Origin of the sequence: Flagellimonas amoyensis (assembly GCF_003058265.1) — a bacterium.
GTDB lineage: Bacteria > Bacteroidota > Bacteroidia > Flavobacteriales > Flavobacteriaceae > Flagellimonas > Flagellimonas amoyensis.
The window spans coordinates 76,651-92,945 of record NZ_QBUK01000004.1 but is presented as its reverse complement, the minus strand read 5'-3'; the positions used below and the strand labels follow the sequence as shown (position 1 = coordinate 92,945).

13 protein-coding genes are annotated in these 16,295 nt (G+C 46.0%); 3 read left to right on the top strand and 10 right to left on the bottom strand.

Translation table 11 applies throughout. From position 1 onward, the window contains the following. Nucleotide 1: 1 nt before the first annotated feature. The 4 genes from DB398_RS06840 to DB398_RS06825 all read right to left on the bottom strand — a co-directional run bounded on the left by DB398_RS06840 (nucleotide 2) and on the right by DB398_RS06825 (nucleotide 5,662). A complete protein-coding gene (locus DB398_RS06840; RefSeq protein ID WP_108423652.1) occupies nucleotides 2-1,771 on the bottom strand; it encodes an L-fucose isomerase in 1,770 nt (589 codons plus the stop codon). A 26-nt stretch (nucleotides 1,772-1,797) separates the two neighbouring features. Next, nucleotides 1,798-2,937 (bottom strand): DUF6786 family protein, encoded by a 1,140-nt coding sequence (locus tag DB398_RS06835; RefSeq protein WP_199913362.1) that lies wholly within the window; start codon nucleotides 2,935-2,937, stop codon nucleotides 1,798-1,800. A 238-nt stretch (nucleotides 2,938-3,175) separates the two neighbouring features. Then, entirely contained in the window at nucleotides 3,176-4,204 is a 1,029-nt protein-coding gene (locus DB398_RS06830) for a LacI family DNA-binding transcriptional regulator (RefSeq protein ID WP_108423651.1), read from the bottom strand. A 156-nt stretch (nucleotides 4,205-4,360) separates the two neighbouring features. Further along, entirely contained in the window at nucleotides 4,361-5,662 is a 1,302-nt protein-coding gene (locus tag DB398_RS06825; RefSeq protein ID WP_108423650.1) for a Gfo/Idh/MocA family protein, read from the bottom strand. Nucleotides 5,663-5,957: 295 nt separating this feature from the next. Here DB398_RS06825 and DB398_RS06820 point away from each other — a divergent pair, with 295 nt between their 5' ends. Together DB398_RS06820 and DB398_RS06815 are read left to right on the top strand one after the other, a co-directional pair. Further along, nucleotides 5,958-7,382 (top strand): L-serine ammonia-lyase, encoded by a 1,425-nt coding sequence (locus DB398_RS06820; RefSeq protein ID WP_108423649.1) that lies wholly within the window; start codon nucleotides 5,958-5,960, stop codon nucleotides 7,380-7,382. A 154-nt stretch (nucleotides 7,383-7,536) separates the two neighbouring features. Continuing rightward, entirely contained in the window at nucleotides 7,537-8,445 is a 909-nt protein-coding gene (locus tag DB398_RS06815) for an FAD:protein FMN transferase (protein WP_159076338.1), read from the top strand. An 11-nt stretch (nucleotides 8,446-8,456) separates the two neighbouring features. Here the strand turns inward: DB398_RS06815 and DB398_RS06810 are convergent, their stop codons facing one another. Next, complete coding sequence (locus DB398_RS06810) at nucleotides 8,457-9,671, bottom strand: hypothetical protein (RefSeq protein WP_108423647.1); 1,215 nt, start codon at nucleotides 9,669-9,671, stop codon at nucleotides 8,457-8,459. Between the two features lie 258 nt (nucleotides 9,672-9,929). On the opposite strand from DB398_RS06810, the gene DB398_RS06805 reads away from it, so the two are divergent. Then, nucleotides 9,930-11,156, top strand: coding sequence for an Nramp family divalent metal transporter (locus DB398_RS06805; RefSeq protein WP_108423646.1), 1,227 nt, complete (start codon nucleotides 9,930-9,932; stop codon nucleotides 11,154-11,156). A gap of 23 nt (nucleotides 11,157-11,179) precedes the next feature. Here DB398_RS06805 and agaR read toward each other — a convergent pair whose 3' ends face one another. The 5 genes from agaR to DB398_RS06780 form a co-directional block, all read right to left on the bottom strand. Next, complete coding sequence (gene agaR / locus DB398_RS06800; RefSeq protein ID WP_108423645.1) at nucleotides 11,180-11,953, bottom strand: transcriptional repressor AgaR; 774 nt, start codon at nucleotides 11,951-11,953, stop codon at nucleotides 11,180-11,182. A 181-nt stretch (nucleotides 11,954-12,134) separates the two neighbouring features. Continuing rightward, nucleotides 12,135-13,028, bottom strand: a complete 894-nt coding sequence (locus DB398_RS06795; RefSeq protein WP_108423644.1) for an EamA family transporter — start codon at nucleotides 13,026-13,028, stop codon at nucleotides 12,135-12,137. Nucleotides 13,029-13,061: 33 nt separating this feature from the next. Next, nucleotides 13,062-14,117, bottom strand: coding sequence for a dihydrodipicolinate synthase family protein (locus DB398_RS06790; protein WP_108423643.1), 1,056 nt, complete (start codon nucleotides 14,115-14,117; stop codon nucleotides 13,062-13,064). A gap of 15 nt (nucleotides 14,118-14,132) precedes the next feature. After that, entirely contained in the window at nucleotides 14,133-15,170 is a 1,038-nt protein-coding gene (locus tag DB398_RS06785; RefSeq protein WP_108423642.1) for an NAD-dependent epimerase/dehydratase family protein, read from the bottom strand. Beyond that, nucleotides 15,167-16,291, bottom strand: coding sequence for a M20 family metallopeptidase (locus tag DB398_RS06780; RefSeq protein WP_108423641.1), 1,125 nt, complete (start codon nucleotides 16,289-16,291; stop codon nucleotides 15,167-15,169). The genes DB398_RS06785 and DB398_RS06780 overlap by 4 nt, the downstream gene beginning before the upstream one ends. Between the last annotated feature and the right edge of the window lie 4 nt (nucleotides 16,292-16,295).

Sequence of the window (16,295 nt, the reverse complement as noted above, 5' to 3'; positions counted from 1 at the left end):
ATTAGTACAAGGGTCCATAATTTTCGCAAGCTCGATAGTCGCTGCCTTCCTTGTCCATTCCGAAGGAATTCCAAGCAGAAGGTCTAAACACTCGCTCTGGTGCCACATTGTGCATACATACTGGAATGCGCAACATGGATGCAAGGGTGATCAGGTCATGACCGATATGTCCGTAGCTGATGGCACCGTGGTTGGATCCCCAGTTGTTCATGACGGAATAGACATCGGTAAAGGCGCCTTTGCCTGTCAATTCTGGAACAAACCAGGTTGTGGGCCATGTTTTGTCGGTTCGTTGGTCCAAAGTGTGGTGTACCTCTTCAGGAAGGTCTATGGTCCATCCTTCGGCCAATTGAAGCGTAGGTCCAAGGCCTTTGGTCAAGTTGATACGGCACATGGTAACGGGCATTCCTCCCTTGGTCAAGAAGTTGGAGGAGTAGCCCCCGCCCCTGAAATAACCCAAATTGGCGGGATACCAAGTGGTGGCATCCAAGCAACCTTGCTTTTCCTCTTCAGTGATTTCCCAAAAAGGCTTCAATACGGGTTTTCCGTCTTTGGTCATACGCCCAGTGCCGTCCAAAGTGGCCGATCCGGAGTTGATCAAGTGGATGAATCCTTTGGATGCGGCTTCATTGGGCACCCATCCTGTAACGCGTTCCACTGCTTCTGGACTCCAATAGGTCCTTACATCGGCAAATATCTGGGCCGTGTTGGTGAGCAGATGGTTAAAGAGCATCGAAACTCCATTCAAAGAGTCGTTTTCCGTGGCCACCATGTAGGGTTTACGGATTCCGTTCCAGTCGAATGACGAGTTGAGGATGGCTTCCGAAAAGTCCCCATTGGGCAGAAAATCGGTCCATTGGCGTTGACCTTGAAAACCAGAAACCAAGGCATCATGCCCCAGTGCTTCTTCTGCAAAGCCCATTTCTTCAAGTTTTGGATTGCCTTCCATCAGGTCACGGATAATGAGGGTCATTTTCACCACAAATTCCCAATCATCATCTTTTTGCTCGCGCGACCTTTGTTTTTCCGATTCGTTGGGATCGGCACCTTCCTTACAATTTTCCTTGGTCCATTTCAGTGCCTTTTCAAATTCTTCTTTGTCATAGATGCCCTGTTCTATCCTTCGGAACACTTCGGTGGAGTCTACATATTCGTTGCGCATCCCCAGATAGGATTGGAAGAAATCGGGCTCTACGGCAGAGCCGACAATACCCATGGATACTCCTCCAATGGCCAGATAGGACCTTCCTTTCATGAGGGAAACGGCCAAACCTGCCTTTGCAAAACTCAAAAGTTTCTGCTTCACATCTTCCGTAATGGCGGCATCGTCCATATCCTGAACATCATGGCCATATATGCCGAAACAGGGAAGGCCTTTTTGGTTGTGTGCGGCCAAGGTTGCGGCCAAGTAGACGGCTCCTGGGCGTTCTGTGCCGTTGAAGCCCCAAATGGCCTTTGGCATATAAGGGTCCGTGTCCATGGTCTCGGTACCATAGCACCAGCAAGGTGTTACGGACAGGGAGACCCCTACGTTCTGGGACTTGAATTTTTTATCGCAATCCGTGGCTTCCTTGACGCCACCAATGCACGAATCGGCAATGACGCATTCCACAGGACTGCCATCAGGGTATTTTAAATTTTCATTGAAAAGTGCGGCAACGCGCTTGGCCATGTTCATGGTCACATCCTCAAGGGATTCCCTAACCCCGCCACGTCTTCCATCGATGATGGGGCGGATACCAATTTTGGGATATTCGTTTTTTATGGACATCGTCTCTAAATTCTGGTTCAGTTGGTTTACAGTTTGTTTTTTATGCGCTGGATGTCCACCCCAAGTACTTTTTGGGCTATTCCATCCAATATTTTTTCATCTCCCGTAAAATGGAACAGGTTATGGTTATGTGTCAAGCTGGCTTGTGGTGAAAGGAATGCCGCGGGCGACACACTTTCAATCTCATAAAAGGGGCCCATTTGGGAACCATCTTCCAAGGGCCCATCGTTATAGGCGTTGATGGCGTCCCCGTCAAAAGGATCTTTGTCGGTCCTCCATTCCTGGTTGAGGTAAGTGGCCTCTTCATCAACATCAAAAAGGGCAATGGTAAGTATGTGGTTCAATGCATCATAGCTGCCGGCCACGTTTCTGGCCCTTTTGGGAGGAATGCCCAGTTTTCCCCTGGATTTTCCATCTGCCTTGAAAAAAAGGATGCTGTCGGCATATTGTATCCTATCCTCGGGAATTTCACCAAAGTAGTCGGTCGTGGCCACCTTTCCCTTGACGTTGCCATTGAAGGGTATTACGATCATGGTCTTGGAGGATGGGGGGAACATATCCAACATCCAAATACAAGGTGCCCCGGATTCCTCTGTCCATGCAGTTGTTCCGGTATTTGTCATTTTGTTTGAGGTGGAAAATCCTACGGATTGTATCCCATTAGTGCTGATGCCCAACATGTTACTTATTTGCTGTGCATCCAGTATGCTGATGTTTCGTTCGATTTTCATCTCAAACAAAGCATCGGCGTAATTCTTCAAGGTCATCTGCTTTTCCATTTGCACGTTGCCCTCGCTCTGTTGGACCACGTTCCAGCTTTCGGAATCGATAGGGGCCGGGGTTTTCCAATTGTCGAAGACCATTTCGTCCCTAGATTTGAAGAAGAGTGAGAATTTGCTACCCTCAGGACCTAGCCAAAATCTGTTTTCCCCACCATAGGCGTTCATGTGTGGGTCCTCCTTCCCGAATGCCTCGTAATTGATCCAGCCAAAACTTTTACCCTCTAGACCCATTGCGGATGAGGTGAACACCTTGGCTTGGAATTTTGGGGATACCGCAACAAGGGAACTGTCCGATTGCAATAAGACCAAGTTTGGGTCATGCTCCTGTAAAAAATGAAGGTCGTGTCCAAAGCTCCCTTCTTGATGGGTGGGTTGTTCATTCATGGTTTCATTTTTTTTAGCCTGTTGTCGGCAAGAGGAAAGGCATACCAATCCTAGGAGCATAATGAGTTTGTTTGTTTTCATGTTGTGCGTTCTTATGGGTTGGAAGCCTGTATCCCATCCATAGGAGAGGTGTAGGGCAATCATATCATAAGGATATTTTACCAAATATAGGTTTAATCGTTTTAATAATAAAGAAAAGAAAGAGTTTTTGTTGTTAAATTCTTTTAATTCCTTTGTTTTAAAATATCAAATCCTTTCTGGAAGATTCTTTGACAACCATTTTTGCGTTGAGATTGACCTGTTGGTAGCCCGATCCAGGAGATGCGATTTCTGTGGTCAGGATGTGTACGGCCTCTTTTCCTAGGTCGGACAAAGGTTGATGCACATAGGTGATGGGAGAATAGTATAGGTCGAAGGCTTCGCCTTGATCAAAACTTGCAATGGTGATATCTGTGGGTACCTTTAGACCCAAATGGTTCACTTTTTTTATTCCAGGAATGGCCAAACTATTGGAAGCGAAGAAAATGGCGGTTACGGGGTCATCTCCTGTCAACAGGTCTTCTATGCCTTTGGCGATATCTTCCTCGACAGAATCGAAATTGATTTCCTTAAGCCATGTTGGGTTTATGGTAAGGTGGTGTTTTTCCATGGCGGCAATGGCTCCTCTTGTCCGTTCCTTCATATGGGAAAGGGAATTGCCTTGGGTGAGTATGCCTATCTTGGTGTTTCCGGTTTGAATGAGGTTTTCCACAACTTTGTAGGCGGATGTATAATTATCAACTACAACATGATGGGACGGGATTTCGGGAAAATAACGATCGATCAATACAAATGGGATTTTCTTTTCCTTAAGGTGTTCTATCTGATCTTCGGACTCCGCGGTAGGTACAATGATGAAACCATCCACTTGCCGGTGCATGAGGAACTTGATCAGGTTCCATGATTTCTCGGCCTTCTCGTCCGAACTGCTGACCATTAAGGTGTATCCGAGTTGGGTGACTTCATCTTCTATGATCCGTGCGATATGGGCATAAAATGGATTGGACAAGTCTGTGACAATCAGGCCTATGGTGTTGGTCTTGCCGCTTTTCAAACTTTTGGCAATCAAATTGGGTTGGTAGTCCAGTTCTTTGGCTACCTTTTTTATCTTGGCGGTGACCTCTTTGCCTATCCTGCCATCCTTTCCATTCGAAAGTACGTAGGACACAGTGGCTATGGAAACCCCTACTTCCTTGGCAATATCTTTAAGAACAACTTTTTTTTTCATGGATACACTGGGTTGGATTCCTTAAATGGAGATTGGATATGGATTTATTATGGTCACAATTGAAGAGCTCCGTCCAGATTTTTTGAAAATGGGCAAATCCTGTTTTGAAATTGAGGTATCGGCAAATACTGGCCTAGGTTGTTGCCGTTACCGGGTTCAATTGCCTATTCCGGGCTTTGAGATGGGGTAATTGCCATTCTCGTCCGGGAATTTTATTGTCTTTGAGTTCCAGGACATGTCGCTGGGTACAATACTTTCTTCCGATTTGAGCAGTTCCTGCATGGTGATCTCCTTGCCGGTTTCGGCAGCCATTCGTCCCATGATGGTGGTCAACGAACTCTTGGCCCCATATTCCGTATTGTTGATGTGGGTGTTGTTCAAAATGGATTCTATAAATACATTTTGCTCAATTTGTGTGGCTCCCAGATCACCTCGATCTCTGTACCTCCAAAAGTTTTTTCCGCTGAGGTCGAACAGTTCTTGTCGCTCATTGGCCATTCCTTTGGTGCCCTTCATCGTCCATCCCATCTTGTCATCACAATTGTTCATGTTACGGGATTGGGAAAACATTTTCACACCATTTTCATATTCGTATTCTATGAAAAAGTGGTCATAGGCATCGCCGTTGTCACGTCCGTTATAGATCAATCGGCCACCATTGCCCAATGCTTTTACGGGGAAGTCTTTCATGATCCAGTTCATCATGTCTATTTGATGTATGGCCTGTCCGGCCAATTGTCCGCCCCATAACCAAGTAAAATAGCGCCAGTTCCGAACTTGGTACTCCATTTCGGTCTGTTGGGGTTGTGGGGGGATCACTTTGGGGGCTCCCACATTGTAATAGGTGCTGATGGAGGTAATGTCGCCAATCTCTCCCCCTTCAATTTTTTTTACCAATTTCTGGTTGCCAATATCATATCTGAACTGAAGCCCTACAACCACATTCAATTTTTTCTGGTCTGCCAATTTTCCAATTTCCATGACTTTATGGAAACCGGGTACATCTACTGCCACGGGTTTTTCCATGAATACGTGTTTGTTGGCATTGATGGCGGCCTCAAAATGTTGTGGTCTGAAAGGGGGAGGGGTGGCGAGGATCACAGCATCGCACAACGCTATGACCTTTTGGTAGGCATCAAATCCTACAAAACAGGTTTCGGGGGAAACGTCACATTGTTTATTGAAATTTTGTTTGAGTAGGGTGTATACCCCTTTGGCCATGTCATCAAAGGTGTCGCCAATGGCAACGACCCTTACCTGTGGCGAAGCGGTGAGTGCCTCAAAAAGTGCACCGGCACCACGTCCACCGCAACCTACCAGACCAACTTTTATGACTTTGTCCGATACATCATGGGATATCATGTTGCTTGCTAAAGGGTGTATGAACACACTTCCAAAAGCAGCAGCCGACGTTTTCTTGATAAAATCCCTTCTACCTGCATGGTTCCTATTATTCATGATGCTAACATTTTAAAATTTGGTGAGGCATGGCCCCTTTATCTGTATCTAAACCGATATCCATCTGTTGATGTTTAAAAACACAAACATCTGATGGTTGTGCTATAATACAAATTCTATTCTTTTTTTGGCCATAAAAATTTCATAACCTTTAATTGGTGATAAATATAATAAGAAAAATAAAGACAAATAGTTATATAAACTTATTTTTGTGTCTTTTTAGGATTTATTTAGTGACCGTCCCGATTTTCGGGCCGCTTTTTGGCCGTATGGGTCTATTTTTAAATGTTGCAACATGGAATACATCAGCGTATTTGATATGCTCAAGATAGGGGTAGGTCCCTCAAGTTCCCATACCCTAGGCCCTTGGCTGGCCGGAGAACGCTGGTTAAAATGGTTGGAAGATGGGGCGGCACTGAATAAGGTCAATGAGGTAATGGTGCATTTATATGGCTCCCTTTCTCTCACCGGAAAGGGCCATGGAACCGACTTGGCCGTAATGCTGGGGCTTACCGGAGCCGACCCCAAGACGGTGCCAATTTCCAATATCCATGCTGTTGTGGATGTAGTGAACCAGACCCATAGGCTTACTTTGGGAGGGATGAAGGATATTCATTTCAATCCATCGATGCATATTGTTTTCCACAAGGAATTTCTTCCTTTTCATGCCAATGGGCTCATGTTCGAAGGAATATTGGACAGCGGTGAAGTGAAGTCGAAAACATACTACTCCATAGGGGGAGGATTTGTGGAGGAAGTGGATGGCACTCCTCCTGTTCCAAATCTGCAGGCATTGAAAGTATTGCCTTTTCCTGCAAAACAAGGGGCCGATCTGTTGAAGTTTTGTCATGCGAACAACTTTTCCATTTCCCAATTGGTTCTTGAAAATGAACTGTCCTTGCGAAACGATGTGGACATCGATAAGGAACTCCATCAGATTTGGGGGACCATGCTGGAGTGTGTCTATAAAGGCTGTCACACAGAAGGGAGCCTTCCCGGAGGTCTGCATGTAAGAAGAAGGGCTGCCAAGCTGCATCAAAACCTTAAAATCGATTTGGAATATTCCACGTCGCGGGAGTGGGTAGAGGTCATCCGAAAAACGCCCATTAAATTCCGACAGATTTTCCAGTGGGTGAGCTGCTTTGCGCTGGCCGTGAATGAGGAGAATGCTTCCTTCGGAAGAGTGGTCACCGCTCCTACCAACGGAAGTGCTGGGGTTGTGCCGGCCGTTTTGCTGTATTATCTGACCATTGAGAACCACGATGCGGATTGGGAACACATCAAGAAGTTCTTTCTGGTGGCTGGGGTCATTGGCAGTATCTTTAAGATGGGGGCCACCATCTCTGCGACCATGGGTGGCTGCCAAGCAGAAATCGGGGTGTCCTCGGCCATGGCGGCGGGGGCGCTCACGGAACTGATGGGGGGCACTCCCGAGCAAGTGTTGATGGCTTCGGAAATAGCGATGGAACATCATTTGGGGCTTACCTGCGACTCCATTGGGGGGCTTGTACAGATTCCCTGTATCGAACGCAATTCCATGGGCGCCATAAAGGCGATCACTGCAGCCGAACTGGCCCTGAACTCGGACCCAGGAGAGGCAAAAGTATCTCTGGACAAGGTGGTTTCCACCATGTGGGAAACGGCCAAGGACATGAATTCCAAGTATAAGGAAACGGCCGAAGGAGGGTTGGCCATCACCGTTGGAATGATCAATTGTTAGGTTTACCCATCGTATGCCATTATTGTTTTAAGATGTCATCAAGGAGTTGTAATTTGTTGCTATGAAAGCCTTTTTGTGTTCTGTTCTTTTGGGTATTTTGATGTTGCCGCAACCGGGGTGTGGTCAAGAGCGATTTCAGTATCAATACCGGCAGATGGGCACACAAATCGGCTTGGTCTTCTATACTTCGGATAGGCAAAAGGCGGATACTCTGGCCCAATTGGCCTTTGATCGTATCGATGCGCTGAACCAAACTTTGAGTGATTATGTGGATTCCAGCGAAATCAATCGCCTGAATAAAACCCCTTTTCAAAAGGTTCGGGTAAGTCGGGATTTTTATCGGTTGTTGGAATCAAGTTTGGAATATAGACGGTTGACCGAAGGAGCTTTCGATATTACCCTTGGTCCTTTGATTGCACTTTGGAAAACAGCACGGGCTTCAGGAACCCTTCCTGCTGAAGTCGATATACAGGATGCTTTGCAAAGGTCGGGATATTCCAATTTGGAACTTTTTGGTCAGGATACGGTCCGCTTAAAAAGAGCAGGAATGCAGCTCAATGTTGGAGGGATTGGTAAAGGTTACGCAGCGGATGAGGTCATTTTGCTGTTGAAGGAACATGGGGTAACGATGGCCTTGGTGGACATGGGTGGCGATATCACTGTAGGGGATCCTCCTCCAAATAAAGCCTATTGGACTTTGGGTTTTACCCATGCAACCAAAAATGGGGAATCGGTTTTCAGGAAGGTCAAATTACGGAACCAAGCTGTGGCCACCTCAGGGGATCTTTACCAACACATGCTGGTCGAGGGAAAAAAATATTCCCACATCATTGATCCCAGAACGGGACTTGCACTCAGCAATCAAACGCAGGTGACGGTCATTGCGCCAAACGGGACCATGGCCGATGCGATGGCCTCTGCATTTAGCGTATTGGGCATACTTCAGGCCGAAAAAGTGGTACAGCAGGTTCCAGGCCTCGAGGCCTTCATGGTGGTTGAGCTTCAAGGTGCTTATAGACAATGGAACAGCGAAGGATTCTCAAAATTCTTCTTGGAAGAATGAAAGGCCGGTGGCTATTCTATTTCAATGGAAACCTCCAGAGGGTGTTGCAAACTTTTCCGATATGTTTCGATTTGTCCCTTGATTCCTTTTAGATCATCTATGGTCAAATAGGCATTCAACTCATGGTACCTACTTTTTTTAGGGACTTGGGTGATGCTGTCATTGATCAATACCCTGTTCCAATACCTGCCTTCGTTGGCCCCCAAGGAAATTTTGGTTTGGGGATCGAACAATGGGGATGGTCCGCCATCCAAGTTGGAGTTGTCATAGACCAACCGAATACTGATCAACCCAAAGCCACGTTCCTTGTCCACAAAACCCATCCAGTCCAAATTGTCCTTTAGCGGGGATTTCGTAAGGGAATCCATCTGCTTTTCATCATAGAGGGGAATGTATTTTTCAGTACCCGTTTCATCGGGATAAATGACATGGGTAAATGTTTTGTTCATGGTCATTTCATCATTGCGAAGCAAACGAAGTGCTACATCTGTGTTCACTTCCATCGTAGAGGTATAGAGAAAATAGGGGAGCTGGGCATAGAAGGTATACTGCCCTGTCAGGTCTATTTCTTCATATTCGGCCACATGGCCTTTCTTTTCCGTGGAAAAGCGGTAGGCATTTTTCTCCAGTATCTGGGCATGCTCATTGTCCAAATGCCCGATGGTCTTGTAATGTCCAGTGGTTTTTTGGAAGTTGGGGGACCAGTGCATGTCGTTTTCATCCCGTTCCAGTAGTATCTGTTTCTTTTTTAGGAACATGGCGGATAATTGCCCAGGGAAAAGACCGCTTTCCGGATTGTTTCTTGGTACATTGAAATCGGCTTTGAAGTGTTCGTTTTCAACGAGTAGTGCCATGCCTTGGCCAGCTATGCTCAAATCAGAGGTGATAGTTTCCCCTTCGGCCGCTTCTACGGTGAATGCCTTTTTTTCATAAGCATCCATGGAAAGGGGGAAAAGATAATGGTTTCCCTCATTGGCTTGGGCCGGATTTTGCAAGCGTATTCCCAAAATGGTCGTGTTTGAACCAATTTCCCGCAGAGCGACCACACTCTCCAACCCTTCGGGCAAGGCCACTTCCACATATTCCAGAGCTCTTGGTGCCCCAGCTTTTTCTTCGATGGTGACTTTTGTTTTCTTGGAATTGGAAGTGCATCCGAAAAGGAGGAGCAGGGCGCCTAAGGTGTATAGGAGGGTTGCATTGCGGTGAAATCTTGATGTATAGGTCATAAGCGAGCTAATGAAACATTTTAACCTTAAAAAGTAAGATTAAATAAGTTATATTTGAATCAATAATAAGTAAAATAAAATAAATAGATTTATAAAAGTAATGTTTTGAAAGAAATTTCAATGTTTCATTGAAAAGCCTACGTTCAAAACAAAGCTGTTCAAAAACCTAAGATACGTATAGTTTGAAATTGGATGACCTACAAACCTTTCAAGAAACTATGCCATATGGACTAAAACAGTGGAAACAACTCAAAATATATGGGATTAAAAAGTATAGCTAGGGCATTTGGTCCGGGATTCATTATCGCTGCCGTGGTTTTGGGGCCAGGAAGCCTCACCTCGTCGGCAAGGATAGGCTGCACCATAGGGTATGATTTTTTGTGGGTCATTTTGATAGCGGCCATTTCCATGGCAGTCTACACCAACATGGGTACCCGTTTCGGACTGTTGCATGATGAGTCCATTCTGACGGTGATTTCCAAAAAATATGGCAAGTGGTTTTCCATGACCATTGGGATCAGCTCTTTTGTGGCCACTTTAAGTTTTCAATTTGGGAACAATCTCGGGATTGGAATGGGTATGGAAACTTTAACGGGCATACATGCCGGCGTTTGGCCCATTGTGTTCACTGCTTTGGCCATTGTATTGATTTTCTTTGGAAAGAACCTCTACAAGGTGCTGGAAAAAATAATGATGTATGTGGTGATGATCATGATCTTGGCCTTTGTGGTCAACCTTATTTTTATAAAACCCGACTTGGCTTCCATTGCGCAAGGTTTTGTGCCAAAGCCGTTCTCAACGGATAATTTGGGAGAGTTGGCTGCCATCACAGGGACCACATTTGTATTGAACAGCGCGCTGTATCAATCCTACTTGGTGCAGAATAAGGGATGGAAGATAGCTGATAAGAAAAAGGCGACCCGCGATTCCAATCTGGGTATTTTTCTACTTTCCCTCATGTCCATTTTTGTTATTGCCACAGCGGCAACCACTTTGAAACCACTGGGAATTGTAGTCAACTCTGCCAGTGACATGGCCCTTCAATTGGAAATGCTCTTGGGAAGTTACGCTAAATATGTTTTCGCCATTGGGTTCAGTGCAGCTGCATTTTCGTCGTTGTTGGTCAATGCTGTGATCGGAGGAGGTTTACTATCCGATGGTTTGGGCCTTGGGCAGACCATGGAGCAGAAAGTCCCAAAACTGTTTACGGTGATCATCCTTATTGCGGGGATGGGGATAGCCATCTATGCTTCCAGTGCCAGCGGAAGTCCTGTCTATTCCTTGATCATGGCGCAGGCCTCTTCCATAATGGCCGTACCCATGATTGCCATTGGATTGTTCTTGGTGCTCAATAACAAAGGCATCATGGGAAAATACACCAACAACAAATATCAGAATATTGTATCGGTAGTGGGGTTTGTGCTGATCTGTATCTTGGTCTATATCATGTACAGCAAGCTCATTGGGTATTTGGGCTCACTTTGATATTTAAAACCTGATATTGGGGATTAGGCGATTACTACCCTGATCCCGATGTTTTCCAAGTCAGCTTTTTGTTGATCGGTAATGCCACTGTCGGTAATCAGGACGTCTATGGTGGAAACAGGACAAATAAAGGCCAAGCTCCTTTTCCCAATTTTGCTGGAATCTGCCATTACAATCACCTGTTTGGACATTTCTATCATGGTGCCGTTCAAATGCGCTTCCTCAACGTTTGGGGTGGAAAGTCCATAATCTGCATCCAGGCCATCGATACCCAAAAAGAGCTTGTCACAAAAGTAGTTCTTGATATTTCTTTCAGCGGGTGTGCCAATCAATGAAAAGGATTTCTTTCGCAAAAAACCACCAGGAATAATGATCTGGATGTTGCTGTTGTTGTAGATGTGGTTCACAACGTTTAGAGCATTAGTGATCACGGTCAGGTCCTGCTTATTGGTCAGGTTCCGGACCAATTGCATCACGGTGGTTCCCGAATCGATCATGATGGTGTCCCCTTCATTGACAAATTCGGCCGCTTTTAAACCGATCAATTGCTTTTCCTTGATGTTGATTTTATCCTTCTCCCCAATGGTGTAGTCCACGCCAACGGGATCAATTTTCAATGCACCGCCTCTTGCCCTGACCAATATGTTCTTGGTCTCCAATTGGGCCAGGTCATTCCGTATGGTAACCTCACTTACGCCGAATTTTTTGGATAGTTCACTAATATCAACTTTTCCTTTTTGGTCAAGTTCTTGTACAATAATGAACCTACGGTCAATAGTGGATTTTTTTTTGGACATGGTTAAAGGCGTGTTAGTGTTAAAGATATTGGAAGCTAAGATAATTATATTTGAATATACCCAAAACTTTGAATAAATAAAAAATTGACTTTCAAAACCTTTATTTTTTATTCAGTTTTGAATATTGAATCAAACGGATTGTCTATCCAGTGTATGGGAAAAGACAACTTATGGAGTGGATCTAGTTTTTGTCCTCGGGTTCCAAGGCCAACAGGAAGGCTGCTGTAATGGCAAGGAATATGGCCAATAATTTGTACGGACCTGGAACGATCCCCAACAGGGTCATGGAAATGATGGAGGTCATCAAAGGTGCTCCTGCATTTATCAAGGGAGACACCACCATGGCCTTTCCGTATCTGTAGGCATAGACCATACACAGGGCACCAATGGCGTTGAGTATCTGTATTCCAGCGGCTAAGTAAGGGCCATTCAGGCCAAAATTGATTTTTTGATCAAAATCCGTGAGATACAATGCTATGGGGGTGAGCACGATGCCCGTTACCATCATATAGAAAAAAATGCTTTCCGCATTGGTGTACTGGTTGGCCAGTTTCATGAAAAAGGCTTGGACACCCCAGGCCAAAAGAATGACGAGGGCTAGGACGAACCAAAGTGAACCCACACTGCTGGGGGCCGTTTCGTCACCACCAGAATAATCAAAAAGGGGCAGGGCCAATATGGCAAGGGCAATCCCGATGTAGCCCAGAACACGAGTACGCTCTTTCAGTAACAGAAAGGACAGCAATATGGTGACCACTGGCGAAAGCGAAATTATGGGGAAAATAAGATAGGTTGGGCCTATGGTCACCGCATAGAACAACAACATTTGACCGCCCGCTCCCAAAAAACCAATGATAAGGCCATTGATTATGGATTTTTTATCCGTTTGCAATTTCCATCCGATGCGTTTGAGCACATAAAGGGATGGTGGAATCATGGTAAGGGCCCAAACACAATAGATCAAGGTGTCAGGAAATCCGTTTTCTACGGGGAGACTGGTGAAGGCACCCCATACACCCCAAAAAATGGTGGCGACAACAGCGTATAGCAGCCAGGTTTTTTTATTTTGATTCATGGGAACTTTGGTGTTTGGTTTGTATGTTGGTTTTTAGGTCAACCATTTGTCCAGGTTTTCCTGTACAAAGATATCGTCATTAAGTTCAGGATAGTCCTGATAAACCCTATCTATTTCTTCCTTTTGGCCCGGGCTCAGCACTTCTTTTGGACTTATGGTGTGGTTTCCTTCCAAAAGTCCCTGTCTGATCAGTACTTCGTGAATCCCTGCAATGGACCCTTTAAACTTGTTTTTCGAATCGAAAAAGGCAGCATTGGAATCGGTGATTTTTATTCCCAGTGCAAGCAAATCCGGAATATCTTGGGGTGTGGCACTTTTAATCCGGGAAAAGAGCTGAACCGCTTTTTGGTTCCATACGGCCCAATGGCCCAACAATCCTCCGGTGATACGCAGGGTTACATTTTCTCCATTTACGGGAAGGCTATAAGGGGTCAGTAGATCCGCTACGATGTTGTCATCATTGCCTGTGTATAGGGCAATTTCGTTTGCCCTTCCGGATGCGGCCACCCCTCTCACTACATCAATGGTCTGATAGCGGTCAAAAGGGGCCATTTTTATGGCCACCACATTGGAGATTCGGGCAAATTCCCTCCAAAACTCAAAGTCCAGCAAACCACCACCTACGGATGGTTGCAGGTAAAACCCGATCACAGGGGTTATTTCGGCCACTGCTTTGCAGTGTTCAATAAGCTCGGCGTTGGATTTCCCTTTGAGTGCAGCCAGTCCCAACAGTACTGCATGGTATCCTAGATCGGCACTGATGCGGGCCTCTTTCAAGGCTTGCGGGGTCTGCCCCAAAACACCTGAAATTCGCATGATCTTTTTGCCACTTTTGGCACAAAAGGCATCCATTTCCTCTTTTCCAAGTTCAAGAACGGGCTGGTATAGTCCTGCATCCCGTATCTCAAATTGACTTGTGTGGACCCCAATGGCCAACCCCCCGGACCCTGCATCAAGATAGTATCTGGAAAGGGCGCGTTGTCTTTTCTCGTCCAGTTTGAGGTCTTTTGTAAGAGCTGTCGGATTTGCCGGAATTACCAATCCTTCCAGCAATAGTTTGTTCAAATCTTGGGGGAGTGTATTTTTCATGGTTGGGTGTAAAAATTAGTATTTGCCGTCCCTGACTTCAAAATGGGTTGCTTTTCCCAAGAGCGGCTTGTCCTCCATCATCCAGTGTGCTGTCCATTCCAAAACGGTGTCCAATGCCATTTCTGGTGAACCCAATAGCTCTTTGCTCTTGGATACATTGGAAAGTAGGGCTGAATCTGCCTCGGTTCCAGAAAATTTTGGGGTCTTGCCCATAAATTCTCCCAGTCTTTTGGCAATCGAGGCAACCGTAACGGTATCTTCTCCGCTGATATTCAAGGCTATGACGGGCGATTCGCAAAGGGAAAGGCTTCTGAGGATTAAATTGTTGGCGTCTCCTTGCCAGATGACGTTGACATGGCCCATGGCCAAATCGATGACCTCTTCGTTGTAGACTTTCTGGGCGATATCCACCAAAACACCGTATCGCATTTCCACGGCATAGTTCAATCTGATGAGCACTATTTCGGTGCCATTTTGATTGCTGCCATATTCGAACATCCGCTCTCTTCCCAAACAGGATTGTGCGTATTCGCCAACCGGTAGAGGGGTATCGGTCTCTTTGGAACCCCCTGAATTGATGGGAACAAGAGGATATACACATCCGGTGGATAGGGCCGCGATCTTGGAATCTTTGAACTTGTCCACGATAAGTCCCGGCAAGAAGGCATTCATGGCCCAAGTAGTGGGCTGCTTGCCTTCCGTGCCAAATTTGAATCCGACCAGATAGATAATGTTTTTAATATCTGGAAGGCTTTGGACAAAGTCAAGGTTCAAAAGGTCACCGGCTATGGTCTCAACGCCATTTTCTTCCAAGTAAGTTCTGCTGGTGGGCGAACTGAAACGGGATACCCCGATAACGCGTTTGGCAACTCCCGCTTCCTCAGTGGCGCGTTTCGCCATAATGGCCATGGATATTCCCATTTTTCCGGCTACGCCCAATAGCATAATGTCGCCCTCAAGCGACTTCATCATGGTAATCAGCTCTGGAGCGGGGCGCGACAGTGCCTCTTCCAATTCGACCTCATTTGCATACTTTTTAGGATATGTGTTCATTCGCTTCGTTTACCGTTTTTTAGAATAATTTGTTTGTAGAGTTCCACGGCTTCCAAAATTTTGGAAACATGGCAATACTCATCGATTTTATGGGCCATGGAAGGTTCTCCAGGTCCCAATATTAGGGTGGGAGCGTGGTCCAACCAGGGTGTCAATACAGAGGCATCCGTGAGATAGGGAGCCGATTTTTTGGTTCCTTCCTTGCGATAGTCAATACCGCATATCTCGGATATAAGTTGTATGAATGGGTGTTCGACCGGTGTGGCGATGGCATTCAAATCCACCAATTTTTCAATGGAAACTTCATCTCCGACCAATGCTTTCAATTGTTGGAACGCTTCGCTATTGGCCAGTTTGGTCGTGGACCGGATGTCAATGGTGAATTCGGCCTTGTCTGGCACGGAATTCAGGTTAAGGCCCCCTTGCATATACCCCACGTTGATGGTGGGAAATCCGAGGGTATCGTCTTGAACGGCCTTGAAGGTCAGGTTTTCAATCTTGGTGACGGCCCGTGCCGCTTTGTAAATGGCATTTTCACCCAATTCCGGCATGGAAGAGTGTGCCGTTACGCCTGTGGTCTTTGCATTGAGGTACAGGCCTCCTTTATGCGCCAGATAAGGTGTGTTGGCCGTTGGTTCGCCGATGATGAGGGCACTGGCCCTACCAATGTCGTAACCGCTGTCGCAAAGCTGTTTCGCACCTCGGCATCCCAATTCTTCATCAGCAGTAAATACCAATTTGACACCTCCGAGGGGCGCATCTTTTTCAAAACTTTCAATAGCGGCAATGGTCATGGCGGCAACACCGGCTTTCATATCGGTGGAGCCCCTTCCGTAGAGTTTGTCGCCTTTTATTTCCCTACCAAATGGATCTACGGACCATTTTTCGGCTCCTAGGGGAACAACATCCAAATGACCGGACAATACAATGGGCAGTTTTTCTTCGGACAGTCCTTTGGTAGCGACCAAATTCAAGCGATGTTCCGCGTGCTTGGGATATTCCACGGTAAAACCATGGCCGGATAGAATTTCACCCAAAAAACGTGCAATTTCTTCTTCATTACCGGGAGGGTTCACGGTGTTGAATTCAATCAATTGTTGGGTTAGCGAAATGGCATCCATCAAG

What these genes read in the sequence shown, in the direction of transcription:
- DB398_RS06795 (WP_108423644.1), bottom strand. Translation starts at nt 13,028, where the DNA reads ATGAATCAAAATAAAAAAACCTGGCTGCTATACGCTGTTGTCGCCACC.
- DB398_RS06790 (WP_108423643.1), bottom strand. Translation starts at nt 14,117, where the DNA reads ATGAAAAATACACTCCCCCAAGATTTGAACAAACTATTGCTGGAAGGA.
- DB398_RS06820 (WP_108423649.1), top strand. Translation starts at nt 5,958, where the DNA reads ATGGAATACATCAGCGTATTTGATATGCTCAAGATAGGGGTAGGTCCC.
- DB398_RS06805 (WP_108423646.1), top strand. Translation starts at nt 9,930, where the DNA reads ATGGGATTAAAAAGTATAGCTAGGGCATTTGGTCCGGGATTCATTATC.
- DB398_RS06825 (WP_108423650.1), bottom strand. Translation starts at nt 5,662, where the DNA reads ATGAATAATAGGAACCATGCAGGTAGAAGGGATTTTATCAAGAAAACG.
- DB398_RS06815 (WP_159076338.1), top strand. Translation starts at nt 7,537, where the DNA reads ATGGGCACACAAATCGGCTTGGTCTTCTATACTTCGGATAGGCAAAAG.
- DB398_RS06810 (WP_108423647.1), bottom strand. Translation starts at nt 9,671, where the DNA reads ATGACCTATACATCAAGATTTCACCGCAATGCAACCCTCCTATACACC.
- DB398_RS06835 (WP_199913362.1), bottom strand. Translation starts at nt 2,937, where the DNA reads ATGAATGAACAACCCACCCATCAAGAAGGGAGCTTTGGACACGACCTT.
- DB398_RS06840 (WP_108423652.1), bottom strand. Translation starts at nt 1,771, where the DNA reads ATGTCCATAAAAAACGAATATCCCAAAATTGGTATCCGCCCCATCATC.
- DB398_RS06785 (WP_108423642.1), bottom strand. Translation starts at nt 15,170, where the DNA reads ATGAACACATATCCTAAAAAGTATGCAAATGAGGTCGAATTGGAAGAG.
- DB398_RS06780 (WP_108423641.1), bottom strand. Translation starts at nt 16,291, where the DNA reads ATGGATGCCATTTCGCTAACCCAACAATTGATTGAATTCAACACCGTG.
- DB398_RS06830 (WP_108423651.1), bottom strand. Translation starts at nt 4,204, where the DNA reads ATGAAAAAAAAAGTTGTTCTTAAAGATATTGCCAAGGAAGTAGGGGTT.
- agaR (WP_108423645.1), bottom strand. Translation starts at nt 11,953, where the DNA reads ATGTCCAAAAAAAAATCCACTATTGACCGTAGGTTCATTATTGTACAA.